General features: G+C 66.9%; 26 protein-coding genes. 10 read left to right on the top strand and 16 right to left on the bottom strand.

Going from position 1 to position 23376, the window contains the following annotated elements:
- Position 1: 1 nt before the first annotated feature.
- Positions 2-271: an oxidative damage protection protein gene (locus ABE472_RS03905; RefSeq protein WP_019183247.1), complete on the top strand. Its 270-nt coding sequence runs from the start codon at positions 2-4 to the stop codon at positions 269-271.
- Positions 272-391: 120 nt separating this feature from the next.
- Here ABE472_RS03905 and ABE472_RS03900 read toward each other — a convergent pair whose 3' ends face one another.
- The 10 genes from ABE472_RS03900 to ABE472_RS03855 form a co-directional block, all read right to left on the bottom strand.
- Entirely contained in the window at positions 392-856 is a 465-nt protein-coding gene (locus ABE472_RS03900) for a DUF6491 family protein (RefSeq protein ID WP_088432205.1), read from the bottom strand.
- Between the two features lie 105 nt (positions 857-961).
- A complete protein-coding gene (gene lolD / locus ABE472_RS03895; protein WP_346465538.1) occupies positions 962-1675 on the bottom strand; it encodes a lipoprotein-releasing ABC transporter ATP-binding protein LolD in 714 nt (237 codons plus the stop codon).
- Positions 1668-2909 carry a lipoprotein-releasing ABC transporter permease subunit gene (locus tag ABE472_RS03890; protein WP_088432207.1) on the bottom strand — a complete coding sequence of 414 codons (1242 nt, stop codon included), beginning with the start codon at positions 2907-2909 and terminating at the stop codon, positions 1668-1670. Before ABE472_RS03890 ends, lolD begins: the two co-directional genes overlap by 8 nt.
- A 23-nt stretch (positions 2910-2932) precedes the next feature.
- Positions 2933-3382, bottom strand: coding sequence for a hypothetical protein (locus ABE472_RS03885; protein WP_346465536.1), 450 nt, complete (start codon positions 3380-3382; stop codon positions 2933-2935).
- Positions 3333-3581 carry a succinate dehydrogenase assembly factor 2 gene (locus tag ABE472_RS03880; protein WP_019183252.1) on the bottom strand — a complete coding sequence of 83 codons (249 nt, stop codon included), beginning with the start codon at positions 3579-3581 and terminating at the stop codon, positions 3333-3335. Before ABE472_RS03880 ends, ABE472_RS03885 begins: the two co-directional genes overlap by 50 nt.
- Before the next feature lie 193 nt (positions 3582-3774).
- Positions 3775-4560, bottom strand: a complete 786-nt coding sequence (locus tag ABE472_RS03875; RefSeq protein WP_088432210.1) for a succinate dehydrogenase iron-sulfur subunit — start codon at positions 4558-4560, stop codon at positions 3775-3777.
- Positions 4561-4723: 163 nt separating this feature from the next.
- On the bottom strand, positions 4724-6514 hold the full coding sequence (gene sdhA, locus ABE472_RS03870) for a succinate dehydrogenase flavoprotein subunit (protein WP_121041870.1): 1791 nt from the start codon (positions 6512-6514) through the stop codon (positions 4724-4726).
- Positions 6515-6545: 31 nt separating this feature from the next.
- Positions 6546-6932: a succinate dehydrogenase, hydrophobic membrane anchor protein gene (gene sdhD, locus ABE472_RS03865; RefSeq protein WP_346465534.1), complete on the bottom strand. Its 387-nt coding sequence runs from the start codon at positions 6930-6932 to the stop codon at positions 6546-6548.
- Positions 6929-7321 carry a succinate dehydrogenase, cytochrome b556 subunit gene (gene sdhC, locus ABE472_RS03860; RefSeq protein ID WP_313211464.1) on the bottom strand — a complete coding sequence of 131 codons (393 nt, stop codon included), beginning with the start codon at positions 7319-7321 and terminating at the stop codon, positions 6929-6931. The genes sdhD and sdhC overlap by 4 nt, the downstream gene beginning before the upstream one ends.
- Before the next feature lie 56 nt (positions 7322-7377).
- Entirely contained in the window at positions 7378-7551 is a 174-nt protein-coding gene (locus tag ABE472_RS03855) for a DUF1674 domain-containing protein (protein WP_102788321.1), read from the bottom strand.
- Positions 7552-7590: 39 nt separating this feature from the next.
- Between ABE472_RS03855 and ABE472_RS03850 the strand changes: the two genes are divergently transcribed.
- Positions 7591-8460 (top strand): folate-binding protein, encoded by an 870-nt coding sequence (locus ABE472_RS03850; protein ID WP_346465532.1) that lies wholly within the window; start codon positions 7591-7593, stop codon positions 8458-8460.
- A 48-nt stretch (positions 8461-8508) separates the two neighbouring features.
- The gene (locus ABE472_RS03845) at positions 8509-8664 is read left to right on the top strand and encodes a hypothetical protein (RefSeq protein WP_284129577.1); all 156 of its coding nucleotides are present in this window, start codon (positions 8509-8511) and stop codon (positions 8662-8664) included.
- A gap of 12 nt (positions 8665-8676) precedes the next feature.
- On the opposite strand, the gene ugpC is transcribed toward ABE472_RS03845, so the two are convergent.
- Positions 8677-9768, bottom strand: coding sequence for a sn-glycerol-3-phosphate ABC transporter ATP-binding protein UgpC (gene ugpC, locus ABE472_RS03840; RefSeq protein WP_313211458.1), 1092 nt, complete (start codon positions 9766-9768; stop codon positions 8677-8679).
- A gap of 354 nt (positions 9769-10122) precedes the next feature.
- Between ugpC and zwf the strand changes: the two genes are divergently transcribed.
- The 5 genes from zwf to ABE472_RS03815 all read left to right on the top strand — a co-directional run bounded on the left by zwf (position 10123) and on the right by ABE472_RS03815 (position 16108).
- Positions 10123-11562: a glucose-6-phosphate dehydrogenase gene (gene zwf / locus ABE472_RS03835; RefSeq protein WP_313211456.1), complete on the top strand. Its 1440-nt coding sequence runs from the start codon at positions 10123-10125 to the stop codon at positions 11560-11562.
- Positions 11559-12566 carry a glucokinase gene (glk, locus tag ABE472_RS03830; RefSeq protein WP_313217922.1) on the top strand — a complete coding sequence of 336 codons (1008 nt, stop codon included), beginning with the start codon at positions 11559-11561 and terminating at the stop codon, positions 12564-12566. Before zwf ends, glk begins: the two co-directional genes overlap by 4 nt.
- Positions 12563-13285 carry a 6-phosphogluconolactonase gene (pgl, locus tag ABE472_RS03825; RefSeq protein ID WP_313211452.1) on the top strand — a complete coding sequence of 241 codons (723 nt, stop codon included), beginning with the start codon at positions 12563-12565 and terminating at the stop codon, positions 13283-13285. Before glk ends, pgl begins: the two co-directional genes overlap by 4 nt.
- 45 nt (positions 13286-13330) lie before the next feature.
- Positions 13331-15247 (top strand): phosphogluconate dehydratase, encoded by a 1917-nt coding sequence (edd, locus tag ABE472_RS03820; RefSeq protein WP_346463688.1) that lies wholly within the window; start codon positions 13331-13333, stop codon positions 15245-15247.
- A gap of 201 nt (positions 15248-15448) precedes the next feature.
- Positions 15449-16108, top strand: coding sequence for a bifunctional 4-hydroxy-2-oxoglutarate aldolase/2-dehydro-3-deoxy-phosphogluconate aldolase (locus ABE472_RS03815; protein ID WP_346463690.1), 660 nt, complete (start codon positions 15449-15451; stop codon positions 16106-16108).
- Positions 16109-16162: 54 nt separating this feature from the next.
- Here ABE472_RS03815 and ABE472_RS03810 read toward each other — a convergent pair whose 3' ends face one another.
- The 3 genes from ABE472_RS03810 to ispG all read right to left on the bottom strand — a co-directional run bounded on the left by ABE472_RS03810 (position 16163) and on the right by ispG (position 18985).
- On the bottom strand, positions 16163-16810 hold the full coding sequence (locus tag ABE472_RS03810; protein ID WP_019183265.1) for a response regulator: 648 nt from the start codon (positions 16808-16810) through the stop codon (positions 16163-16165).
- A gap of 221 nt (positions 16811-17031) precedes the next feature.
- Positions 17032-17739, bottom strand: a complete 708-nt coding sequence (locus ABE472_RS03805) for a phosphatase PAP2 family protein (protein WP_313217916.1) — start codon at positions 17737-17739, stop codon at positions 17032-17034.
- Positions 17720-18985 carry a flavodoxin-dependent (E)-4-hydroxy-3-methylbut-2-enyl-diphosphate synthase gene (gene ispG, locus ABE472_RS03800; protein WP_313217914.1) on the bottom strand — a complete coding sequence of 422 codons (1266 nt, stop codon included), beginning with the start codon at positions 18983-18985 and terminating at the stop codon, positions 17720-17722. Before ispG ends, ABE472_RS03805 begins: the two co-directional genes overlap by 20 nt.
- Before the next feature lie 144 nt (positions 18986-19129).
- Between ispG and ABE472_RS03795 the strand changes: the two genes are divergently transcribed.
- Entirely contained in the window at positions 19130-20356 is a 1227-nt protein-coding gene (locus tag ABE472_RS03795; protein WP_346465530.1) for an ATP-binding protein, read from the top strand.
- The gene (locus ABE472_RS03790) at positions 20353-20937 is read left to right on the top strand and encodes a response regulator transcription factor (protein ID WP_346465528.1); all 585 of its coding nucleotides are present in this window, start codon (positions 20353-20355) and stop codon (positions 20935-20937) included. Before ABE472_RS03795 ends, ABE472_RS03790 begins: the two co-directional genes overlap by 4 nt.
- A 346-nt stretch (positions 20938-21283) precedes the next feature.
- Here the strand turns inward: ABE472_RS03790 and pgi are convergent, their stop codons facing one another.
- Together pgi and panD are read right to left on the bottom strand one after the other, a co-directional pair.
- Positions 21284-22798, bottom strand: coding sequence for a glucose-6-phosphate isomerase (pgi, locus tag ABE472_RS03785; RefSeq protein WP_346465526.1), 1515 nt, complete (start codon positions 22796-22798; stop codon positions 21284-21286).
- Entirely contained in the window at positions 22795-23175 is a 381-nt protein-coding gene (panD, locus tag ABE472_RS03780; RefSeq protein WP_019183273.1) for an aspartate 1-decarboxylase, read from the bottom strand. The genes pgi and panD overlap by 4 nt, the downstream gene beginning before the upstream one ends.
- Between the last annotated feature and the right edge of the window lie 201 nt (positions 23176-23376).

Genomic DNA, 23376 nt, shown 5'->3' with positions numbered 1-23376 from the left:
TATGCCCCGCACCGTTTTCTGCCAGTACGAACAACGCGACGCCGAAGGCCTGGACTTCGTGCCCTACCCCGGCGAACTGGGCCAGCGCATCTTCAACCACATCGGCAAGCCGGCGTGGGCCGCGTGGCTGGCGCACCAGACCATGCTGATCAATGAAAACCGGCTGTCGCCGCGCGATCCCAAGCACCGCGCGTTCCTGGAAGAAGAGCTGGTGAAATATCTGTTCAGCGGTGGCGCGGAGAAGCCGGCCGGGTTCGTACCGGAGGCCTGATCGCCGCTGATACCGACCCACGGACGGTATCTACCGCGAGGATGTGGCGACCGCGAGGTTGTGGCGATCGCGGGATCGCGGTGCCCTCGTCGGTATGCCTTGGCCGGCCAGCGGCCGGCACTACGGGGTCGGCGCCTGCTGGCCTTCTTCGCGCTCCTGCACCTGCGCCTGGCGCAGCTCCTGCTCGGACGCCCGCAACGCCTTGGTATCCAGCTTGCGGATGCTGCTGATGAAGCACGGCAGATTCACCGGGCCGGCCGTCGGGTCGCGCACCAGCACCTTGTCAAAGCGTGACGAAACGCGCCCGATCCGGCTGGTCAGGCCGATCGCCGAGGCGTAGTCCAACCCTTGGCACGGTCCGGCCAGATCCAGCAGATAGCCCTCGCTCGGGCGCGTCCAGACCGCCAGCGCACTGTCGCCGAGAGCCGTCCAGCCCGACAGCGAGCCGTACAGCGGCATGTCCTGCTGCGGCGGCCCGGCGTGGGCGCGGTAGAGATCGAGCTTCTGCGCGGTGGATAGGCGGCCGGTACTGGCGCACGCGGCCAGCCCAAGGCACAGGGCCGCGATGGCGAGGGTCTGCTTCATGACGCCTCCTGCTGGGGACTGTGCGCCGATCATGCGCCGCCCGGCGTGGTCCCGGCGAGAGGAACCCGCCGGGTGTTCAGCGCCCAGGCAGGCGCTGCTGCCTGCTCAGACCTCGCTGTGCGCCAGGCTGTGCAGCCGCCCTTCGCGCAACTCCAGCACGCGGTCCAGCTTGCGCGCCAGGGAGCGGTCGTGGGTCACCAGCACCAGGCTGGTGTGGTGCGCGCGGTTGAGCTCGAGCATCAGCTCGAACACGGTCGCGGCGGTCTTGTCATCCAGGTTGCCGGTCGGCTCATCACCGAGCACGCAGGCCGGGCGATTGACCAAGGCGCGGGCGACGGCCGCACGCTGGCGTTCACCGCCGGACAACTCGCCCGGCTTGTGGTCCAGGCGATGGCCCAGGCCGACCGATTCCAGCAGCGCCTGCGCACGGCTGCGCGCGTCGACCACTTCTTCGCCACCCAGCAGCACCGGCATCATCACGTTTTCCAGCGCGGTGAATTCGGGCAGCAGGTGATGGAACTGGTAGACGAAGCCGAGCGCGCGGTTGCGCAGTTGGCCGCGCTGGCTGTCGGACAGGCCGGACATGCGCTGGCCGGCCACGTAGACCTCGCCCGCCGTCGGCGTATCCAGGCCACCGAGCAGATGCAGCAGGGTGCTTTTGCCGGCGCCGGAAGCGCCGATGATGGCCACGGTCTCGCCGGCCGCCACGCGCAGGTCCAGCCCGTTGAACACGGGGGTCTGCATGCGGCCTTCGGCATAGGTCTTGGCCAGCGCTTCGGCGCGGATGACTTCCTGGCCCAGGGTGAGTGCTTCATTCATAACGCAGGGCCTCCGCCGGCTGGGTACGTGCCGCGCGCCAGGCGGGATACAGGGTGGCAAGGAAGCTCATGACCAGCGCCACGGCAGTGATCACGATGATGTCCGGGGTCTGCATGTCGGTCGGCAGGCCGGTGATGTAGTAAACGTCCTCCGGCAGCAGCTTGACGTTGAACAGCGTCTCGATCGCGCCGAGGATGCGCTCCAGGTTCAAGGTCAGGGTGATGCCACCGATCACGCCGAGCACGGTACCGAAGATGCCGATCAGCGAGCCCTGCACCATGAACACCTGCATGACGCCGCCCGGGGTCAGGCCCAGGGTGCGCAGGATCGCGATGTCGGCCTGCTTGTCGGTGACCAGCATCACCTGCGAGGAGACCAGGTTGAACGCGCCCATGGCGATGATCAGCGAGAGCAGGATGCCCATCACCACCTTCTCCATGCGCAGCGAGTGGTAGAGGTTGGCGTTCTGCTGGGTCCAGTCGCTGACCCGGTAGGCACCGGTCAGGTTGTGGGCCAGATCGACGCCGACATCCAGCGCCTTGTCCATGTCATGCAGTTTCAGGCGCACACCGGTGACGCCATCGATGCGCAGTACTTTTTCCAGATCGGCCATGTTGGCGTAGGCCACGCCGCGGTCGACCTCGTTGTAACCGGCTTCGAAGATGCCGCTCACGGTGAAGCGTTTCATGCGCGGGATCGCGCCGATCGGCGTGCCCTGCACTTCGGCCAACGTGACCAGCACGGTATCGCCGACGCCGACACCGAGGTAGATCGCCAGTTCCTGGCCGACCAGCAGGTTGTAGCTGCCCGCGGTCAGGCTGTCGAAGCTGCCTTTCTTGACCTTCTGGTTGATCACCGAGACGTTCGGCTCCAGCGCCGGGTCGATGCCCTGCACGATGGCGCCCTGAACGCGGGGACCGCTGAGCATGGCCTGGATTTCGATGTACGGCGCCGCGCCGGCAACCCGCGGATCTTTCTTGGCCACCTCCACCGCATGCGCCCAATCGGCCATCGGGGCGCCGTCGGTGGTGATGGTGGTATGCGCGGTCATCTGCAGCAGGCGATCGCGGATTTCCTTCTGGAAACCGCTCATGACCGCCAGCGTGGTGATCAGCACGGTCACGCCCAGGGCGATGCCGAGGATCGAGGCCATGGAGATGAAGGAGATGAAGCCGTTGCGGCGTTTGGCGCGCAGGTAGCGCAGGCCAATCGAGACAGGTATGGGTTTGAACATGCAGGTACGCCGGACAATTCAGGCTATGGTGCCACTGCAGGGGGTGAACGGGAAATGCAGTGTGCCCGGACGGCTAGTCGCAGTTCACGTGCCTGCCCCGGGGGAAGGGTATCGGGCCAGAACAGGCGCCAATGGCGGCGGCCGTCCTGGCGCCACCCCAGCTGCACCAGCGGGCCGCGGCACCGGATCTGCAGCGCCTCGACCGGCTCGCCATCCACCTGCACCAGGTCTTCGTCCGCCGGAATCACGAAGACGCAGCCCGGGCGGCGCGCATATCGCCACGCCTCCCACCAGGTGCCGGCCATCGCCACCATGCCCAGCGGCACGCCCCACGGCGCGGGCAGATCGGTCGCCCACACTGCCCAGGGCATCACAGCGCCCATGGCGATCAGCGCGCGGCACTGCCAGCGCGAGGGATACCACTCACGCTGGAAGGGCGCGGATCCGGGCGATGAGGGCGGCGGGCGCGGCATGCGGGCACTCCTCGTAACCCATGAACCAGCGCCACAACTTATCGTCCTCGCTCTCGAGCAGGAACAGGAAAACCTCGCGCTCGTCTGTCGGTGCCTGCAGCCAGCAACGGTCCAGATAACGGCCGAACAGCTGGTCCAGCTCGCGCATGCCGCGGCGGCAACGCCAGCGCAGCTTTTTCAGTTCGGTTGCTTCGTCCATTTTCTGCGTTTCCAGATAAGGCAAAGCCACGCATGGCGTGGCTCTACCGTTTCGATCTTTTTCTGCAAAGCCACGCATGGCGTGGCTCTACCGTTTCGATCTTTTTCTGCAAAGCCACGCATGGCGTGGCTCTACTGTTTCGATCTTTTTCTGCGAAGCCACGCATGGCGTGGCTCTACAGGACATACGTGGATCAGGCGCGGCGCGCCATCATCAGCTTCTTGATCTCGGCAATGGCCAGCGCCGGGTTCAGGCCCTTCGGGCAGGTCCGCGAGCAGTTCATGATGGTGTGGCAGCGGTACAGCTTGAACGGGTCTTCCAGCTCGTCCAGGCGCGCACCGGTGTCTTCATCGCGCGAGTCGATGATCCAGCGGTAGGCCTGCAGCAGGATGGCCGGGCCCAGGTAACGCTCGCCGTTCCACCAGTAGCTCGGGCAGCTGGTCGAGCAGCAGGCGCACAGGATGCACTCGTACAGGCCATCGAGCTTCTTGCGGTCTTCCGGCGACTGCAGGCGCTCACGATCCGGCGGCGGCGGGGTCTGGGTACGGATCCACGGCTTGATCGAGGCGTACTGCGCGTAGAAGTGGGTCAGGTCCGGCACCAGATCCTTGACCACGCTCATGTGCGGCAGCGGGTAGATCGGCACTTCAGCCTTGCCGCAATCGGCGATCGCGCGGGTGCAGGCCAGCGTGTTGGTGCCGTCGATGTTCATCGCGCACGAACCGCAGATGCCCTCGCGGCACGAACGGCGGAAGGTCAGGGTCGGATCGATCTCGTTCTTGATCTTGATCAGCGCGTCCAGGACCATCGGGCCGCAGGCGTCCAGATCGATCTCATACGTATCGGTGCGCGGATTGCTGTCGTCGTCGGGACTCCAGCGGTAGATCTTGAAGGTGCGGGTGTTCTTCGCACCGGTCTGGGCGGGGAAGTGCTTGCCCTTTCCGATCTTGGAATTCTTGGGGAGGGAAAACTCGGCCATGGCTGTTCTCGTTGGCTCAGGCGGCTCGCGCTGCAGAGCAGGCGCGGGTAGCACGGAAGATGAGGAAGTCGACACCACCGGCCCGCGGCGCACGCACCACCCCACCCGTGCGGGAGGTGGCGGTGGCGAGCGCTGCGTGGACGGAGGTCATGCCGCAGGTCTCTTAGTAAACGCGCGGCTTGGGCGGGACGACGTCCACGTCCTTGCTCAGCGTGTACATGTGGACCGGACGGTAGTCGAACTCGCACTTGCCGTTCTCGTCGACGTTGACCAGCGTGTGCTTCTGCCAGTTGACGTCGTCGCGGTCCGGGAAGTCCTCATGCGCATGCGCGCCGCGGCTTTCCTTGCGCTGTTCGGCCGAGTTGATCGTCGCCACCGCGTTGAGCAGCAGGTTGTTCAGCTCGTAGGTTTCGATCAGGTCCGAGTTCCACACCAGCGAACGGTCGGAGACCTTGACGTCCTGGAAGGAGTCGAAGATCTCGGCCATCTTGGTGCAGCCCTCTTCCAGCGTCTTGCTGGTACGGAACACCGCCGCGTCGTTCTGCATGGTGCGCTGCATGCGATCGCGGATGACCGAGGTCGGGGTGTCGCCGTTGGCGTAACGCAGCTTGTCGAGCAGGCCCAGGGCCTTGTCGCAGGCATCGGACGGCAGGGTCTTGTGCGGTGCGCCGGACTTGATGGTGTCGGCGCAGCGGTTGGCCACCGCACGGCCGAACACGACCAGATCCAGCAGCGAGTTCGAGCCCAGGCGGTTGGCGCCGTGCACGGACACGCAGGCCGCTTCGCCGATGGCGTAAAGGCCCGGCACGACCGCATCGGGGTTGTCGCCGACCTTGCGCACGACTTCGCCGTGGTAGTTGGTCGGGATGCCGCCCATGTTGTAGTGCACGGTCGGGATGACCGGGATCGGCTGCTTGTGCACGTCCACGCCGGCGAAGATGCGGGCGCTTTCAGCGATGCCCGGCAGCTTGTCGTCGATCACGCCCGGGCCGAGGTGGGTCAGGTCGAGCAGGATGTGATCCTTGTGCTCGCCGACGCCGCGGCCTTCGCGGATCTCGATGGTCATCGAGCGCGACACCACGTCGCGCGAGGCCAGATCCTTGTAGTGCGGTGCATAGCGCTCCATGAAGCGCTCGCCGTTGCTGTTGCGCAGGATGCCGCCTTCGCCACGCACGCCTTCGGTGATCAGGCAGCCCGCGCCGTAGATACCGGTCGGGTGGAACTGCACGAACTCCATGTCCTGCATCGGCAGGCCGGCACGCATGACCAGACCGCCGCCGTCGCCGGTGCAGGTGTGGGCCGAGGTGGCGCTGAAGTAGGCGCGGCCGTAGCCGCCGGTGGCCAGCACCACGCCATGGGCGCGGAACAGGTGCAGCGAGCCGTCGGCCATGTCCAGGGCGAGCACGCCGCGGCAGACGCCTTCGTCATCGAAGATCAGGTCAAGGGCGAAGTACTCGATCATGAAGCGCGCGTTGTGCGCCAGCGACTGCTGGTACAGCGTGTGCAGCATGGCGTGGCCGGTACGGTCGGCCGCGGCGCAGGTGCGCTGCGCGGACGGGCCTTCGCCGTACTTGGTGGTCATGCCACCGAACGGACGCTGGTAGATCTTGCCTTCTTCGGTACGGCTGAACGGCACACCGTAGTGTTCCAGCTCGATGATGGCCGGAATCGCTTCGCGGCACATGTACTCGATGGCGTCCTGGTCACCCAGCCAATCGGAGCCCTTGATGGTGTCGAAGAAGTGGTAGCGCCAGTCGTCTTCACCCATGTTGCCCAGCGCGGCGGAAATACCGCCCTGCGCGGCCACGGTGTGCGAACGGGTCGGGAAGACCTTGGTCAGGCAGACGGTCTGCAGGCCCTTGGCGGCAAGACCGAACGTAGCGCGCAGGCCTGCGCCACCGGCGCCGACCACGACCATGTCGTACTTGTGTTCCGTAATCTTGTAAGCGGACATCTAATCTGGATTCCTGTCTTGGTGCCTGGACTCAGGCAACGCCGAGCGCAATGCGGGCGACCGCAAAAACACTGACGATCGCGCCGAGCACGGCGATGAACTTCACCGTGGTCTGCAGCGCCAGGGCCAGCAGCGAATTGTGGATGTAGTCTTCCAGCACGACCTGCAGGCCGAGCTGGGCATGCCAGAACATCGCGACCAGGAAGCCGACCAGCAGCACCGCGTTCCACGGCTTGGACACCGCGTCGGTGGCGGTCACGTAATCGGCGCCGATCAGGCTCAGCACGAACACCAGGAACCAGATGCTCAGGCCGACCAGCGCGGTGGCGGTCAGGCGCTGCATCACGAAGTGCTCGGTGCCGGTCTTGGCGGCGCCCAGGCCACGCACGTTCTTCAGCGGGGTACGGTACTTGTTCATGCGGCCGCTCCCATGAAGACATAGGCCCAGATCAGGGCGGTGATCACCAGGCTGGCGAAGACCGAGACCCAGCTGCTGCGCACGAAGGCGGGGATGGAGAAGCCGATCGCGAAGTCCTGCACGATATGGCGGATGCCATTGCACAGGTGGTAGGCGAAGGACCAGGTCCAGGCGAACAGGAAGAGCTTGCCGTACCAGCTACCGGCCTGGCCGGTGAAGCAGTTCCAGGATTCAGGACCCATCATCAGGGCGAGCAGGCCGCCGGCAATGATCAGGGCTCCAACAGACAGAAAGATGCCGGTCGCTCGATGCAGGATCGAGGTGGCCATCTGAATCTGCCAGCGATACACCTGAAGGTGCGGGGAAAGGGGACGTTCTCTGGCGGCCATTCGCTGGGCTCGTTATCTCGGCTGGGCGGCGCAATGCCGCGTTGGCTCAATGCTGATCAAAAATCGATGCAGCGTCCGTTTTTTTCCCAATCTCCGTACCGCACCGGATCAAGTCCGCCGCGGCCGCCGATTTCCAAAGGCACTGCCGGCGTCGCGGGGAGCGGTTGCTCCTCCGGTACCAGCGTGCCTTCAGCTTCAGAATCTGGAGTGGGGGTTGTTTGGCCTATCATGGGTGTTCTCGCAACGCACAAATTTTAGACCCCGTTCACGTGCCTGACAACCTGCCCTCCGATTTCGCCCGCTTTTCGCGCCTCCCCGGTCACCAGCTGCTCAGTCTCAGCGGTGCCGATGCGGCCGCCTTTGCCCATGCCCAATTCTCCAGCGATGTCACCGCCCTGCCCCTGCGGCATTGGCAGTGGAGTGCCTGGCTGACGGCCAAGGGCCGCACCATTGCTGTGTTCCAGCTGTTGCGGCTGGAGGAGGAGCGCATCGTGCTGCTGCTCGCCGACGGCGACGCCGATGCGATTGCGTCGCAGTTGCAGCGTTTTGTATTCCGCCGCAAGGTCCGGATCGAGGTGCGCAACGACCTGGCCGTGGTGGCGAGCTTCACCGCGCCGGAAGCGGCCTCCGGGGCCGCGATTGCGCAACTTGCCGGCGAAAACCTCGAACTGGACCTCGGCAGCGATGTGCTTCCGCGCAGCCTGCGGATCGGCGCGGCCGATGCCGTGGCCGCTGCGGCCGACAGTGCGGATATCGCGCTGGCCTGGCGCCAGTCCGACCTGCGCTACGGGCTGCCGCGACTGGACGCCGATCAGCGCGAGCAGTGGACGCCACAGCAGTTGGGGCTGGACCGCCTGAACGGGTACAGCGTCAAGAAGGGCTGCTACCCGGGCCAGGAAATCGTGGCCCGCACCCATTTCCTGGGCAAGGCCAAGCGCGCCCTGCAGCTGCTGCGGGTCGTGGAGGGCACGACCAGTGGCACGCAGGTACATCAGAACGAGGCGGCGATCGGCACGGTCGCGTCGGTGGCCGGTGACCTGGCCCTGGCGGTACTGCCGCTGGAGATCGCGCCGGAGCCGTTGAGCGTCGGCGGGGTCCAGGCCGCTCACCTGCCGTTGCTGGACGGTCTGGCGCGGTAGACCCGGTAGGCATCGACCGTTGATCGATGCGGCACGCCATGAACGTTGATGGGTGTACGGGGAGCCGGCCAGCGGCCGGCACTACCGGATCTGGTGGCACTACCGGATCTGGTGGCACTGCCGGATCTGGTGGCACTGCCGGATCTGGTGGCACTGCCGGATTCGGGCACGGGTAGTGCCGGCCGCTGGCCGGCAACCCCGTAACCCGGCCGCGTGTTACGCGTCGTTCAACCGCTCGCCGGTCTCTGCATCGAAGAAATGCAGGCCCTGCGGGTGGATCGCCACACGGATCGGCTCGCCCACCGAGGGCAATGCCTGCGGCGCCACGCGCATCACCAACGGCTGGCCGCCACTGGTCATGTTGACGAAGATCTCGTTGCCGACCGGCTCGATGCCATCGATCATCGCCTCGAACGCGGTCGCATCCCCGGCGGCGGCCGGCTGCAGATGCTCCGGGCGCACGCCCACGGCGATCGCCTTGCCGACCCACGCCTGATCGATCCGGGCCTGGCCCAGCGGCGCGGTCAGCCCGGTGTCCTGCACGGCATAGCCACTGTCGGTGCGCTGCAGGGTGCCGCGCAGCACGTTCATCGCCGGGCTGCCGAGGAAGCCGGCCACGAACAGGTTGGCCGGACGGTCATACAGCGCCATCGGGGTATCGATCTGCTGGATCACGCCGTCCTTGAGCACCACGATGCGCTGGCCCAGGGTCATCGCCTCCACCTGATCGTGGGTCACGTAGATCATCGTGGTGCCGAGCTTGCGGTGCAGCTGCGCGATTTCCGTACGCACGCTGTGGCGCAGCTTCGCATCCAGGTTGGAGAGCGGCTCATCCAGCAGGAACACCGCCGGCTCACGCACCAGGGCGCGGCCCAGCGCGACGCGCTGGCGCTGGCCGCCGGACATCGCCTTGGGGAGCTTGTCGAGCATGTCGGTCAGGCCCAGCGTTTCGGCCGCCTCGCTGACCCGCTTGCTGATCGTCGCCTTGTCGTGGCCGCGCAGCTTCAGGCCGAAGGCCAGGTTCTCGGCCACGGTCATGTGCGGGTAGAGCGCGTAGCTCTGGAACACCATGGCGATGTCACGATCTTTCGGCGCCACGTCGTTGACCACGCGCTCGCCGATGGTCAGCGTGCCGCCACTGATCTCCTCCAGGCCGGCGACCATGCGCAGCAGTGTGGACTTGCCACACCCCGACGGCCCCACCAGCACCATCAATTCACCATCGGCCACTTCGAAGGTCGCGCCCTGCACGGCCACCTGACCGTTGTCGTAGACCTTGCGAACGCCCTGCAACTGCACTTTTGCCATATCACCATTCCAGTCCGCCCGGTCTCCGGGCTGTTATGCGGAACTGCCTTCGGCCCTCCCGATGGCAGGTCGATGGCGTGGTGCCGCATGACGGCGACCACTGCAATCGAATACAGTCTGCGCATTCTGCCATGTAAACGTTTTCACGTGGCACTATCCGATGGTCGGCCGTGATCGGGATGCCGGGGAGGATGCGATATCTCCCACGACACCCGGTCGGCAGGCCATCATGCCGGGCGGAATCCATGGGGCGTGCTGCACCTGCAACAAGCAGACAACGGACCCCGCCCGACCCCCGAGAACATAGACGAGAAGCGATTGACAACGATGTCACCCGGATCTGAAACTCGAGCGATGCACGACACCCTCTTCCTGTTTGGCGCCACAGGTGACCTGGCCCAGCGCTATCTGTTCCCCTCGCTGCTGCGATTGCTGGGCGACGGCCTGCTCCCCGAAGACTTCAAGGTCCGTGCGCTGGCGCTGTCGCCGCACGATACCGAGGCCTTCCGCGAGATCCTGCGCCCGCGCCTGCAGCAGGCCATGCCCATGGCCAGCCAGGACGACATCCACTCGCTGCTGCAGCGCATCGACTACCGTTCGGTGGATCTGCGCAATCCCGAGTCCGTGGCCGAATCGGTCCATGACCTGGTCGACCGCAAGTGCGTGAGCTACCTGGCGATCCCGCCGGGCCTGTACATCTCCACCTGCGAAGGCCTGGCCAAGGGCGGCGCCCTGGCCGCACCGCACCGGCTGATGCTGGAAAAGCCGATCGGCAGCGACAGCGCCAGCGCCGAGGAGATCATCTCCACCATCGGCCAGTGGATCGACGAAGACCGCGTGTTCCGCCTGGATCACTACCTGGGCAAGGCCGCGGTGCAGAACCTGATCGCGCTGCGCTTCGGCAACACGCTGCTCGAGGCGGTGTGGAACCGCAACTACATCGAATCGGTGCATATCCTGGTCGCCGAGAGCGAGGGCGTGGACGGCCGCGATGCGTATTACGCCCGCTCCGGTGCGCTGCGCGACATGGTCCAGAGCCACATCCTGCAGCTGCTGTGCCTGGTCGCGATGGAGCCGCCGGCCTCGCTGGAAGCCGATCGCATCCGCGATGAGAAGGTCAAGGTGCTGCGCGCCCTGCGCCCGCTCGATGCCAAGCACGCCGCGCGTGACAGCGTGCGTGGCCGCTACACCGCCGGCACCATCAATGGCCAGCCCGCGCAGGCCTACCAGCCGCCGGAAGGCAGCGATGTGGAAACCTTCGCCGGCGTCACCGCGCATATCGACAACTGGCGCTGGTCCGGCGTGCCGTTCCATCTGGTCACCGGCAAGCGCCTGGCCGAGCGCACCACCCGCGTGGTGGTCACGCTCAAGCCGGTCACCCATTGGCTGTTCGAACGACCGCACCGCGGCAACGCCACCCCGAACCGGATCACCTTCCAGCTGCAGCCGCAGGAAAACATCGAGCTGGGCCTGATGAGTTCGCTGGCCGGCCCGGAATGGGGCGCGCTGGAACTGCACCCGCTGGAACTGGAACTGTCCGTACCCACCGGCCTGCACCGCCGCATCGCCTACGAGCGCCTGTTCCTGGATGCCTTCAACGGCAACCACGCGCTGTTCGTGCGTGATGACGAAGTGCGCGCGGCCTGGGCCTGGATCGACAGCGTCAGCGACGCATGGAAGGAAGCCAAGCTGCCGCTGCAGCCCTACCCGGCCGGTGAATGGGGTCCGGAAGAAGCGGCCGGCTTCCTGCCCGCCGATGCCGACGCCGACGCTGCCCGTGGTGGCCAGGCATGACGGTGTTGTCCCAGCCGGTCCTCGTCGCGGATATCGGCGGTACCAACGCTCGCTTCGCGCTCGCCGACACCTCGCTGGCCGCGCCACTGCAGCAGGACAGCATCCGCGAATTCGCCGTCGCTGAGTTCCCTTCGCTGGGCGAGGCCGCACGGCACTATCTCGAACAGATCGGCGCGGAAGCCAAGCGCGGCGTGTTCGCCGTGGCCGGCCGCGTGGACGGTGACGAAGCGCGCATCACCAATCACCCGTGGGTGATCTCGCGCATGCGCACCGCGCACATGCTCGGCTTCGATGAGTTGCACCTGATCAACGACTTCGCCGCCCAGGCGATGGCGATCTCGCTGCTGCAGCCGCACGATGTGATCCAGGTCGGCGGTGCGGCGTGGGTGCCGGGCAAGCCGGGCCAGCCGCGCAACTATGCGGTGATCGGCCCCGGCACCGGGCTGGGCGTGGGCGGCTTGATCCTGCGCCACGGCCGCTGCTATCCGCTGGAAACCGAGGGTGGCCACGTCAGCTTCCCGCCCGGGACGCCGGAAGAGATCCGCATCCTGGAAATCCTGTCCGAACAGTTCGGCCGTGTCTCCAACGAGCGCCTGATCTGCGGACCCGGCCTGGTCAACATCCATCGCGCCGTGTGCGAGATGGCCGACATCGATCCGGGCCAGCTGCAGCCGGTGGACGTCACCGCGCGTGCGCTGCATGGCGACCCGCAGGCGATGCGGACCGTGGATGTGTTCTGTGCGGTGTTCGGCGCGATCGCCGGTGACCTGGTGCTGATGCAGGGCGCCTGGGATGGCGTGTTCCTGACCGGCGGCCTGGTGCCGAAGATGCTCGATTCGCTGCAGCACTCCGGCTTCCGCCAGCGCTTTGAACACAAGGGCCGCTTCTCTTCGATCATGTCCAAGGTGCCGTCACTGGCGGTGATGCACCCCAGCCCCGGCCTGCTCGGCGCGGCCGCGTATGCGGCGGATGTGGAACGCGATCTGCCGGGAGGCACCGCATGAATACCCTGGATACGTCCGATCGTTTCACCCTGATCCGCCATGGCGATGCCGATGGCTGGATCGAGGCCGTGGCCGCCGAAATGGCCGCCGAGCTCAACCGCGACATCGCCGAGTTCGGCCGGGCGCGCATGCTGCTCTCCGGCGGCACCACGCCGGCGCCGATCTACCAGGCACTGGCCGAGCTGGACGTTCAATGGGACCGGGTGGAAGTGAGCCTGGTCGATGAGCGCTGGCTCTCGCCGCAGGATCGCGACAGCAATGCATGGCTGGTGAAGGAGAGCTTTCTCACCCGTGCTGAAGGCGCGCATTTCGATCCGCTGGTGCGGGTCGGCAAGCCGCTGCCCGAGTGCGTCTACAGCGCCAACCTGCAGGCCCGGCACAGCCAGCGGCCCTGCGTGAGCGTGCTGGGCATGGGCAATGACGGCCACACCGCCTCGCTGTTCCCGGGTTCGAAGGATTTGACCCGCGCACTGGAAAGCACCCTGCCCTACGCGGCGCTGGATGCCACCGGCTGCCCCGGTGCGAACCAGTGGCCGCTGCGCATCACCCTCACGCCGCACGGCCTGAAGCAGAGCCGCCAGCGCCTGTTGCTGCTGCGTGGCAAGCAGAAGCTGGAAGTGCTCAAGCACGCGCTGGAAAGCAACAATCCGCAGCTGTATCCCATCCTCAACGCGATCGATCTCGACGGCGCGAAACTGCGCGTCCACTGGTGTGACTGAGTTGCCCCGGTGTTGTTCCGTTCGCCTTCTCATAGCCGGTAGCCAATGAGCCTGCATCCCAAACTCCATGCCATCACCGAGCGCATCGTCCAGCGCAGCGTCGCCTCCCGCGCCGCCTACCTGGCCGGTGTCGACGCGGCGCTGCGCGACGGTCCGTTCCGTTCGCGCCTGAGCTGCGGCAACCTTGCCCACGGGTTCGCCGCGTGCGGCCCGACCGACAAGTCGCGCCTGCGCGGCGGCGTGACGCCCAACCTGGGCATCATCACCGCGTACAACGACATGCTCTCGGCGCATCAGCCGTTCGAGCACTACCCGGAGATCCTGCGCGAAACCGCGCGCGAACTCGGCGCGACCGCACAGGTTGCCGGTGGCGTGCCGGCGATGTGCGACGGCGTCACCCAAGGCCGCGGCGGCATGGAGCTGTCGCTGTTCTCGCGCGATGTGATCGCCCAGTCGACCGCGATCGGCCTGAGCCATGACATGTTCGATGCCAGCGTCTACCTCGGCGTCTGCGACAAGATCGTGCCGGGCCTGCTGATCGGTGCGCTCGCTTTCGGCCACCTGCCGGCGATCTTCCTGCCGGCCGGCCCGATGACCCCGGGCATTCCGAACAAGCAGAAGGCCGAAGTGCGCGAGCGCTATGCGGCCGGCCAGGCGACCCGCGAAGAACTGCTGGAAGCCGAAGCCGCCTCGTACCACGGCGCCGGCACCTGCACCTTCTATGGCACCGCCAACTCCAACCAGACCCTGCTCGAGGCGATGGGCGTGCAGATGCCGGGCGCCTCGTTCGTCAATCCGGATACGCCGCTGCGCGATGCACTGACCCGCCAGGCAGCTGTGCGTGCGCTGGAGATCAGCGCGCTGGGCGACGACTTCCGACCGCTCGGCCGCTTGATCGACGAACGCGCGATCGTCAACGCCGTGGTCACCCTGATGGCCACCGGCGGCTCGACCAACCACACCATCCACTGGATCGCAGTGGCGCGTGCGGCCGGCATCGTGCTGACCTGGGACGACATGGACCAGCTCTCGCAGCTGATCCCGCTGCTGGCCCGCGTCTATCCGAACGGCGAAGCCGACGTGAACCGCTTCGCTGCCGCGGGCGGCACCGCGTTCGTGTTCCGTGAGCTGATGGAGGCCGGCCTGATGCACGCCGACCTGCAGACCGTGGCCGAAGGCGGCATGCCGCAGTACGGCCAGGAGCCGGCGTTGCGCGACGGCAAGCTGACCTACATCGACGGTGTGCGCGAGAGCGCCGATCCGGATGTGGTGCGTGGCGTGGCCAATCCGTTCGAATCCCAGGGCGGCCTGCGCCTGCTGCGCGGCAACCTCGGCCGTTCGCTGATCAAGCTGTCGGCGGTGAAGCCGGAGTTCCGCACGATCGAAGCGCCGGCGGTGGTGGTCGATGCGCCGCAGGTCCTCAACAAGCTGCACGCGGCCGGTGTGCTGCCGCACGATTTCGTGGCGGTGGTCCGTTACCAGGGTCCGCGCTCCAACGGCATGCCGGAGCTGCATTCGCTGGCGCCGCTGCTGGGCCTGCTGCAGAACCAGGGCCGTCGCGTGGCGCTGGTTACCGACGGTCGTCTGTCGGGCGCGTCGGGCAAGTTCCCGGCGGCGATCCACATGACCCCGGAAGCCTCGCGTGGCGGTCCGCTGGCACGTGTGCGCGAGGGCGACATCATCCGTCTGGATGGTGAGGCCGGCACGCTGGAGCTGTTGGTGGATGCGGCCGAGTTCGCGGCACGTGAGCCGGCGCCGAATACCGCGCCGGCGGCGCATGATCTGGGCCGCAATCTGTTCGCGATGAGCCGCCGCCTGGTGGGTCCAGCCGATCAGGGCGCGATGTCGATTTCGTGCGGGCCGGCGGCCGATGACGGCAGCATCTGGAATTACGATGCGGAGTACGAGCTTGGGCATGATGCCGCGGCGGCGGATGCGCCGCATGAGGGTAAGGACGCGTGAGCTGACGCAAACGCGGCGGCCGGATGTTCTGGTTGAGGCAGCGGGATGGCCCCAACCAGGACGCGCCGTGAACCCATCCATGGGGGCTCGTCAGCGCCATCCATGGCGCTGTAACGGTCCTGGTTGGGGCCATCCGCTGCCTCCCGACACTTATCGGCGCGTTGTTGGCGTCGTACTTTTTGGAATAAGGATTGAAAACGCATGAGCATCGTCGAGCATCAGAAACGCGCTGAAACCCTGTTGAAGGCCGCCGGCATTCTGCCGGTGGTGACGGTGCATACGCTGGATCAGGCCCGTGCGGTCAGCGCGGCGTTGTTGGAGGGCGGGCTGCCGGCGATCGAGCTGACGCTGCGTACGCCGGTGGCGATGGACGCGCTCGCCATGCTCAAGCGCGAGCTGCCGGATGTGGTGGTGGGTGCGGGCACGGTGTTGACCGTGGAGCAGATGCAGCAGTCGATCGATGCGGGTGCGGATTTCCTGGTCACGCCGGGTACGCCGGCGCACATGGCCGATGCGCTGGCGCAGGCACCGCTGCCGGTGGTGCCGGGTGCGGCCTCGCCGACCGAAATGCTGGCGCTGTATGCGCGCGGCTTCCGGGTGTGCAAGTTGTTCCCGGCCTCGGCCGTGGGTGGGCTGGCGATGATCAAGGGTCTGGCCGGTCCGATCCCGGATCTGAAGCTGTGCCCGACCGGTGGCATCACCGAAGACACGGCAGCCGAGTACCTGGAGCAGAAGAACGTGGTCTGCATCGGCGGTTCGTGGATGGTGCCGGGCGGGTGGATCGAGCGCGGTGAGTGGGACAAGGTGCGCGAGAGTGCGGCCCAGGCCGCGAAGATCGTCGCGCGGGTCCGCGCGCACTGAACGAAAACGCCCGGGCATGCCCGGGCGTTTTTCCATCCGCCGCCAGAAGGCGGGTTACATCGGGCGTGCCGGATCCACCAGGCCGTACTGGCTGGCCATGCGCGCCAGCGCGATGTTGTCGTTGATGCCCATCTTCTCGAACAGGCGGGCCTTGTGCGTATTGACGGTCTTCGCGCTCAGGCTCAGGCGCTTGGCGATGTCTTCCTGGCGCAGGCCCTGGGTGAGCAGCAGCGCCACTTCCAGTTCGCGTGGGGACAGGGTGTCGAACGGTGAATGGTTGCCTTCCACGTTCGACAGCGCCAGGTTCTGCGCGATGCTGTTGCCCAGGTAACGGCGGCCGAGTGCGGCATCACGCACCGCGCGCAGCAGTTCCTGTGCATCGCAGGCCTTGCCGATGTAGCCGGAGGCACCGGCTTCGAGCAGGCGCTTGGGCATCGGACCATCTTCAAGGACGGAGACGATCACCACGCGGGTGCCGTGATCGCCACGGACCACGCGCTCGGTGACTTCCATGCCGCTCACGCCCGGCAGGTGCAGATCGCACAGCACGACGTCGGGCCGCAGGCGGCGGATATCCGGCAGCGCATCTTCGCCACTCTCCGCCTCACCGACCACCTCGATGTCGGTTTCATTGGAGAGGATCATCTTCATGCCCGTACGCACCAGGGCATGATCGTCCACCAGATACACTCGAATCGTCATCCGCCAACCTCGTCAAACACTGTGAACGGGGGCAAGCCTAGCCGCGGGATGTGGCGATCACAAGGAACCGGGTTCCCCATCATCGCGTTCTGGTCCGCGCATCACAGACATGCTGTCCTGCCCTCCCCCTGTGCCTCTCACCCTTGCCTGATCCAATGGAGCAGCCTATGGGTGCAGCCCGCTTTCATGCCGCTTTCGGCCAGTTTACCGCCGTATTTGTTTCAGTGGCGATGCCGCCACGGATGGCGGCGGCGGAACATGACCAGGAAGCACCCTACCACCCAGACCAGGGCGGCACACCAGCCGGCCAGGATATCGGAGGGGTAATGCACCCCCAGGTACATGCGCGAGACGCTCACCAGGACCGCGAAAGCAAGCGCGGCAAGGGCCACCGGCCAGCGCCAGCGGGTGTTCCAGGCCAGCAGCACCAGCGTGACGGCCAGGGTCATCGAGCCCATGGCATGGCCGCTGGGGAAGCTGAAGGTGCTCTCCGGGGCGATGGACTCCCACAGGCTGGGCCGGTCGCGCTGGAAGAAGCGCTTGCTGCCCAGGTTCAACAGGGCCGAGCCGGCAAAGCAGATCGCGACGAAACTGGCCTCGCGCCAGCGTTTGCGCCAGGCAAGCAGGCCCACGATCAGCACGTCGGCCGGAATCAGGAACCACTCGTAGCCCAGCTTGGACAGCAGCACGAAGAACCGGTCCAGGCCCGGCGAATGCAGGGCGTGCAGCTTCCACAACAGCAGGTCGTCGAAGTAGATCGCCTCCAGCTCGTGCACTTCATCGGCCAGGGCGACGAAGCCCGCCAACGGCAGCAACACGCCCACGAACAGCAGCACGAAGCGCCAGGCGTTGCGGCCCATCCAGTGGCGGACGCCGGCGGCCGGCTCCGGCGTGGCCAGCACCGTCGGCTTACCCGGCGCTTCGGACATAGGTGCGTTCAACGTACTCATCGATCAGCGTGACGAAGTCCTGGGCGATGTTCTCGCCACGCAGGGTGACCGTCTTTTCGCCATCCACGAACACCGGCGCGGCCGGCGTTTCACCCGTGCCCGGCAGCGAGATGCCGATATTGGCGTGGCGCGATTCGCCCGGGCCGTTGACGATGCAGCCCATGACCGCCAGGGTCATGTTCTCCGCACCCGGGTGGCTCACCTTCCACAGCGGCATCTTCTCGCGCACGTGGTTCTGCACGACCTTGGCCAGCTCCTGGAAGAACTCCGAGGTGGTCCGGCCGCAGCCGGGGCAGGCCGTGACCAGCGGGGTGAAGGCACGCTGCCCGGTGGTCTGCAGCAGCTCTTGGGCAACGATCACTTCGGCCGTGCGCGACTGGCCCGGTTCGGGGGTCAGCGAGATACGGATGGTGTCGCCGATGCCTTCCTGCAGCAGCACCGCCAGCGCCGCCGACGAGGCGACGATGCCCTTGCTGCCGATACCGGCCTCGGTCAGGCCCAGGTGCAGCGCGAAATCCGAGCGCTGGGCCAGGTCGCGGTACACCGCGATCAGCTCCTGCACGCCGCTGACCTTGGCCGACAGCACGATGCGATCGCGCGGCAGGCCCAGTTCCACGGCGGTCTCCGCCGAATCCAGCGCCGAGCGGATCAGCGCTTCACGCAGCACGCGCCCGGCATCCCACGGCTGCGCGCGCTGGCTGTTCTCGTCCATCAGGCGCGCGGCCAGGGACTGGTCCAGCGAGCCCCAGTTGGCGCCGATGCGGACGGGCTTGTTGTAGCGGATCGCAAACTCGATCAGCTGCGCGAACTGCGTGTCTTTCTTCTTGCCGAAGCCGACGTTGCCCGGATTGATCCGGTACTTGGCCAGCGCTTCGGCGCAGGCCGGCTCCTGGGTCAGCAGCTGGTGGCCGTTGTAATGGAAGTCGCCGATCAGGGGGACATCGATCCCCATCATCTGCAGCTTCTCCACGATCCGCGGGATGGCCGCAGCAGACTCGGGATTGTTGACGGTCAACCGCACCATCTCCGAGCCCGCGCGCCACAGTTCGGCGACCTGCTTCACGCTGGAGGCGACATCGGCGGTGTCGGTGTTGGTCATCGACTGCACCACCACGGGATGGCCCCCGCCCACGACCACGCCGCCGATATGGACGGGCTGGGTCTGGCGGCGGGCCCACACGGCGGAGTCGGCGGGTTGGGTCGGTCGGGTCACGGCGTCATGCATCCGCCTATTTTAGCGCGCCCAGCGCACGGGTAGGTGCCCAGCGTTGGTTGGCACTCATGTTCAGCGCCCCGCGCGCGCCGCCTACCCCGGATGCGGCCTATTGTCGCAGGCAGGTCCAGGCCGGAGCGCATACGATGTGCGCACATGACCGGTACCGACGCCCCCTTCCTCCGCACCCTGTGCAGCCTGCGCTGGCTGGCCGTGGCTGGCCAGGCCGCCACGATCCTGGTCGCCACCTGGGTACTGGGCCTGGAGCTGCCGCAGCTGCCGCTCTGGGCCGGCGTCGCCGCGCTGACCCTGTTCAACCTGTATGCGCAACTGCGCGTTCACGATGCCGACACCGCACCGCTGACCGCGTTCTGCCACATCCTGGTGGATGTCACCGTGCTCACCTGGATGGTGGGCTGGAGCGGCGGCGTCGCCAATCCTTTCGGCTCTCTGTTCCTGATCCTGATCGCACTGGCCGCGCTCGCCCTGCCCCTGCGCTGGACCCTCGCCGTGGCCGCGGCCTGCCTGATCGGCTATGCAGCAAGCGGCGTGTTCGGCCTGCCGCTGCCGAGCGGCTATTTCACCGGTGCGCAGATGCAGCAGTGGGGCGTGGTCTGCAACTTCCTGCTGTCGGCCACGGTGGTGCTGGTGTTCGCGACCCGACTGGCGATCGCCCTGCGCCAGCGCGAACGCGAGCTGGCCATGCTGCGCGAACGCTTCGTGCGCAATGAGGGCATCGTCGCGCTGGCCACCCATGCCGCCTCGGTGGCGCATGAGCTCAATACCCCGCTGGCGACCATGACCCTGCTCGCCGACGATATCGCCGACCAGACCGAAAGCAGCGAGGTCCGCGATGACGTGGAAACCCTGCGCGAGCTGCTGGTGCAGTGTCGGGAGCGGGTGCTCGCCCTCGCCCGCCCGGCCGCCGGCGATGCACCCGGCCGCGATGCGGTGACGTTGCCGCAGGTGCTGGAACAGTGGCGGCTGGTGCGTCCGACCATCGCGCTGAAGCGCAATGAGGATGCCCCGCTCACCCTGCCGCTGGACCCGGGCATCGGGCACCTGCTGATGGTGCTGCTCAACAATGCCGCCGACGCGGGTGAGAAGGCCGACCGGCCGCAGGTGGATCTGTCGCTGCGCATCGAGGGCGATGACCTGATCGGCGAAGTGCGCGACTACGGCCACGGCTTCGATGCCCGCCAGGCCGTGCTGCCCGGCACCTTGTTCAACAGCGGCAAGACCGATGGCATGGGCGTGGGCCTGGCCCTGTCCCACGCCACCATCGAACGCCTGGACGGCGAGCTGTGGATGCGCCCGGCCAACGGTGCCGGCACGCGCGTCGGCTTCCGCCTGCCCTTGTCCCCACGGGAGACTTCCGCATGACCACCTTCACTCCGGCCCCCGGGCTGGCCAGTCACGGCCTGCTGGTCGATGACGACGAACTGTACCTGCGCACGCTGCAGCGCAGCCTGGCCCGCAAGGGGTTGGAAACCGTCACCGCCAGCGACACCGCCTCGGCCCTGCTGCTGGCCCGGCAGCAGCCGCCGGCCTACGCGCTGATCGACCTCAAGCTCGGCTCCGAATCCGGCCTGGCCCTGATCCAGCCGTTGCGCGCCCTGCGCGAAGACATGCGGATCCTGCTGGTGACCGGCTACGCCAGCATCGCCACGGCGGTGGAAGCGATCAAGCTCGGCGCCGACGACTACCTGCCCAAGCCGGCCACGGTGCCGATGATCCTGCGCGCGCTCGGCGAGGAAGACGATGGCCCGGCCGACGATGGCGACATGGAACCGCCGGATGCGATGACCCCGATCAGCCGGCTGCAGTGGGAACACATCCAGCAGGCGATGCATGAAACCGGCGGCAACGTGTCCGCTGCTGCGCGCCTGCTCGGCATGCACCGGCGCTCGCTGCAGCGCAAGTTGGCCAAGCGGCCGAGCCCCGAGCGCGATCCGAGCCGGTGAGGCCGGGCGCGGGCTGGCCGCGCAAACACCGGCCGCAACAACCGGTAGAGCCGACCGTTGGTCGGCTGCTCTTCGCCACATCGACCAACCCCGCGCGCTGCGCGCGATAGCCGACCAACGGTCGGCTCTACCTGCCTTTTTAGTCGGCCCTACCCGCACTGAACCTGCATCGGTAGAGCCGACCGTTGGTCGGCTGCTCAAACACGGGCGCATCAACCGGTAGAGCCGACCGTTGGTCGGCTGCTCTTCGCCACATCGATCAACACCGCGCGCTGCGCGCGATAGCCGACCAACGGTCGGCTCTACCTGCCCTTTTAGCCGGCCAACGGTCGGATCTACGCGGTGGTCAGGCGGTCAGCCGGCCCAGCAACTCCAGCGTCACCGGGTCGGTGATCGCATGCGCTTCACCCTGCAACGCCGGCAGCAACTGGCTGGCCAGCTGCTTGCCCAACTCCACGCCGAACTGGTCGAAGGCGTTGATGTTCCAGATCAGCGACTGCACGTACACGGCGTGTTCGTACATCGCGATGAGCGCACCCAGCGAGTGCGGGGTCAGCGCGTCGAGCAGGATCAGCGTGCTCGGGCGGCCGCCGGGATACTCGCGGTGCGGATCATCGCTGCCCTGCCCGTTGGCCAGCGCTTCGGTCTGCGCCAGCAGGTTGGCCATCAGCGCCTGGTGGTTGACCACATAGGGATCATCGTTGTGCACGCAGCCGATGAAATCGGCCGGGATCACGCTGGTGCCCTGGTGCAGCGCCTGGAAGAAGCTGTGCTGCACATCGGTGCCCGCCCCGCCCCACCACACCGGCACGGTGTCGCTGGCGACCGGGCTGCCATCGAGCTGCACGCGCTTGCCCAGGCTTTCCATCACCAGCTGCTGCAGGTAGGCCGGCAGCAGCGCCAGGCGCTGGTCGTAGGTCATCACGGCGTGCGTGGCATGGCCGAGCAGGTTGCGGTTCCAGATGTCGGTCAGCGCATGCAGCACCGGCAGGTTCTGCGCGAGCGGTGCGGTCAGCGCGTGTTCGTCCATCTGCGCCGCGCCCTCGAGCAGCTGCTCGAAGCGCGTGAAACCGATCGCCAGTGCGATCGGGAAACCGACCGCCGACCACAGCGAATAGCGCCCGCCCACCCAATCCCACATCGGCAGTACGCGGCCGGCGGCGATCGAGAAGGCCTTGGCCGCACGCTCCGGATTCGCGCTGACCGCATACAGGCGCTCGCTGCCGCCCAGCCAGTCATGCAGGATCTGCCCGTTGAGCAGTGTTTCCTGGGTGCCGAAGGTCTTGGAGATCAGGATGCCGGCCGTGGTCGCCGGGTCCAGCGTGGCGAGCGTGCGCTGCATCGCGGCACCGTCCACGTTCGACACGAAATGCACGCGGAAGCGTGCCCCGGAGACCGGACGCAGCGCATCGGCGACCAGCCGCGGCCCCAGGTCCGAGCCGCCGATGCCGACGCTGACGATATCGGTGATAGTGGTTGCTTCCAGCGCGGCGATCAGCTCGCCCATCTGCTGGCGCACCTGCGCGGCGGTGGCGAAGGCCTCACCGGCCACCGGAGCGCCGCTGGCATCGCCGCGCAGTGCGGTGTGCAGCGCCGCACGGCCTTCGGTTACATTGACCGTTTCACCACGGAACAGGCGCTGGAAGCCGCCAGCGACATCGCGCTCGGCGGCCAGCTGCAGCAGTGCGTCCAACGCCGCGCGGTCGTACTTCTGCCGCGCGAAATTGACGTACAACGGACCGACCCGCAGCCCCAGCGATTGTGCGCGGCCCGGTTCGGCGGCGATCAACGAAGGGATGCTCGCGCCACGCAGGCGCTGGGCATGGGAATGAAGCGGGTCGAATCCGTTGTGCTGTGTCATGCGGCCTGTGTCGGGATCGTGTCGTTGGTGTGGGAGATCTGGTTCTTGCCGTCCACATATACCAACTTCGGCTTGAAGCTGTCAGCTTCTTCTTCGCTCATGCTGGCGAAGGCCGCGATGATGATGATGTCGCCCACCTGCACGTGGCGCGCGGCGCCACCGTTGAGCGACACCACGCCGCTGCCGGCTTCGGCACGGATGGCATAGGTCGAGAAACGCGCACCGTTGGTCACATCCCAGATGTGTACCTGCTCGAACTCACGGATGCCGGTCGCAGCCAGCAGGTTGTCATCGATGGCGATGGAACCTTCGTAGTTCAGCTCGGAGTGAGTGACGGTGGCGCGGTGGATCTTGGTCTTCAGCAGGGACAGATGCATGGCAACGGGGAAACGGTAAAGGAAAGGGAAATTCTAGCACCCGGGGGCCCGGCGGCAGGGCGCGCCGGTCGCGGGAGGGGGCTGCCCACCGTTCAGCATCTTCAGGCCGCCCCGCCGCCCCGGTAGAGCCACCCCATGGGTGGCTGCACGTCCGGCATCGCCCAGCAGCCACCCATGGGGTGGCCCTACCCGGCGGGGCGC

Source organism: Stenotrophomonas sp. TWI809 (genome assembly GCF_039673205.1).
In the GTDB taxonomy this organism is placed as follows: domain Bacteria; phylum Pseudomonadota; class Gammaproteobacteria; order Xanthomonadales; family Xanthomonadaceae; genus Stenotrophomonas.
Note: the sequence above shows the minus strand (reverse complement) of the source record. Positions and strands in the feature narration are given on the sequence as shown.

Excerpts from the sequence above, each read along its gene's own strand:
- ABE472_RS03905 (WP_019183247.1), top strand. The coding sequence starts at position 2 with ATGCCCCGCACCGTTTTCTGCCAGTACGAACAACGCGACGCCGAAGGC.
- ABE472_RS03900 (WP_088432205.1), bottom strand. The coding sequence starts at position 856 with ATGAAGCAGACCCTCGCCATCGCGGCCCTGTGCCTTGGGCTGGCCGCG.
- lolD (WP_346465538.1), bottom strand. The coding sequence starts at position 1,675 with ATGAATGAAGCACTCACCCTGGGCCAGGAAGTCATCCGCGCCGAAGCG.
- ABE472_RS03890 (WP_088432207.1), bottom strand. The coding sequence starts at position 2,909 with ATGTTCAAACCCATACCTGTCTCGATTGGCCTGCGCTACCTGCGCGCC.
- ABE472_RS03885 (WP_346465536.1), bottom strand. The coding sequence starts at position 3,382 with ATGCCGCGCCCGCCGCCCTCATCGCCCGGATCCGCGCCCTTCCAGCGT.
- ABE472_RS03880 (WP_019183252.1), bottom strand. The coding sequence starts at position 3,581 with ATGGACGAAGCAACCGAACTGAAAAAGCTGCGCTGGCGTTGCCGCCGC.
- ABE472_RS03875 (WP_088432210.1), bottom strand. The coding sequence starts at position 4,560 with ATGGCCGAGTTTTCCCTCCCCAAGAATTCCAAGATCGGAAAGGGCAAG.
- sdhA (WP_121041870.1), bottom strand. The coding sequence starts at position 6,514 with ATGTCCGCTTACAAGATTACGGAACACAAGTACGACATGGTCGTGGTC.
- sdhD (WP_346465534.1), bottom strand. The coding sequence starts at position 6,932 with ATGAACAAGTACCGTACCCCGCTGAAGAACGTGCGTGGCCTGGGCGCC.
- sdhC (WP_313211464.1), bottom strand. The coding sequence starts at position 7,321 with ATGGCCGCCAGAGAACGTCCCCTTTCCCCGCACCTTCAGGTGTATCGC.
- ABE472_RS03855 (WP_102788321.1), bottom strand. The coding sequence starts at position 7,551 with ATGATAGGCCAAACAACCCCCACTCCAGATTCTGAAGCTGAAGGCACG.
- ABE472_RS03845 (WP_284129577.1), top strand. The coding sequence starts at position 8,509 with ATGGGTGTACGGGGAGCCGGCCAGCGGCCGGCACTACCGGATCTGGTG.
- ugpC (WP_313211458.1), bottom strand. The coding sequence starts at position 9,768 with ATGGCAAAAGTGCAGTTGCAGGGCGTTCGCAAGGTCTACGACAACGGT.
- zwf (WP_313211456.1), top strand. The coding sequence starts at position 10,123 with ATGCACGACACCCTCTTCCTGTTTGGCGCCACAGGTGACCTGGCCCAG.
- glk (WP_313217922.1), top strand. The coding sequence starts at position 11,559 with ATGACGGTGTTGTCCCAGCCGGTCCTCGTCGCGGATATCGGCGGTACC.
- pgl (WP_313211452.1), top strand. The coding sequence starts at position 12,563 with ATGAATACCCTGGATACGTCCGATCGTTTCACCCTGATCCGCCATGGC.
- edd (WP_346463688.1), top strand. The coding sequence starts at position 13,331 with ATGAGCCTGCATCCCAAACTCCATGCCATCACCGAGCGCATCGTCCAG.
- ABE472_RS03815 (WP_346463690.1), top strand. The coding sequence starts at position 15,449 with ATGAGCATCGTCGAGCATCAGAAACGCGCTGAAACCCTGTTGAAGGCC.
- ABE472_RS03810 (WP_019183265.1), bottom strand. The coding sequence starts at position 16,810 with ATGACGATTCGAGTGTATCTGGTGGACGATCATGCCCTGGTGCGTACG.
- ABE472_RS03805 (WP_313217916.1), bottom strand. The coding sequence starts at position 17,739 with ATGTCCGAAGCGCCGGGTAAGCCGACGGTGCTGGCCACGCCGGAGCCG.
- ispG (WP_313217914.1), bottom strand. The coding sequence starts at position 18,985 with ATGCATGACGCCGTGACCCGACCGACCCAACCCGCCGACTCCGCCGTG.
- ABE472_RS03795 (WP_346465530.1), top strand. The coding sequence starts at position 19,130 with ATGACCGGTACCGACGCCCCCTTCCTCCGCACCCTGTGCAGCCTGCGC.
- ABE472_RS03790 (WP_346465528.1), top strand. The coding sequence starts at position 20,353 with ATGACCACCTTCACTCCGGCCCCCGGGCTGGCCAGTCACGGCCTGCTG.
- pgi (WP_346465526.1), bottom strand. The coding sequence starts at position 22,798 with ATGACACAGCACAACGGATTCGACCCGCTTCATTCCCATGCCCAGCGC.
- panD (WP_019183273.1), bottom strand. The coding sequence starts at position 23,175 with ATGCATCTGTCCCTGCTGAAGACCAAGATCCACCGCGCCACCGTCACT.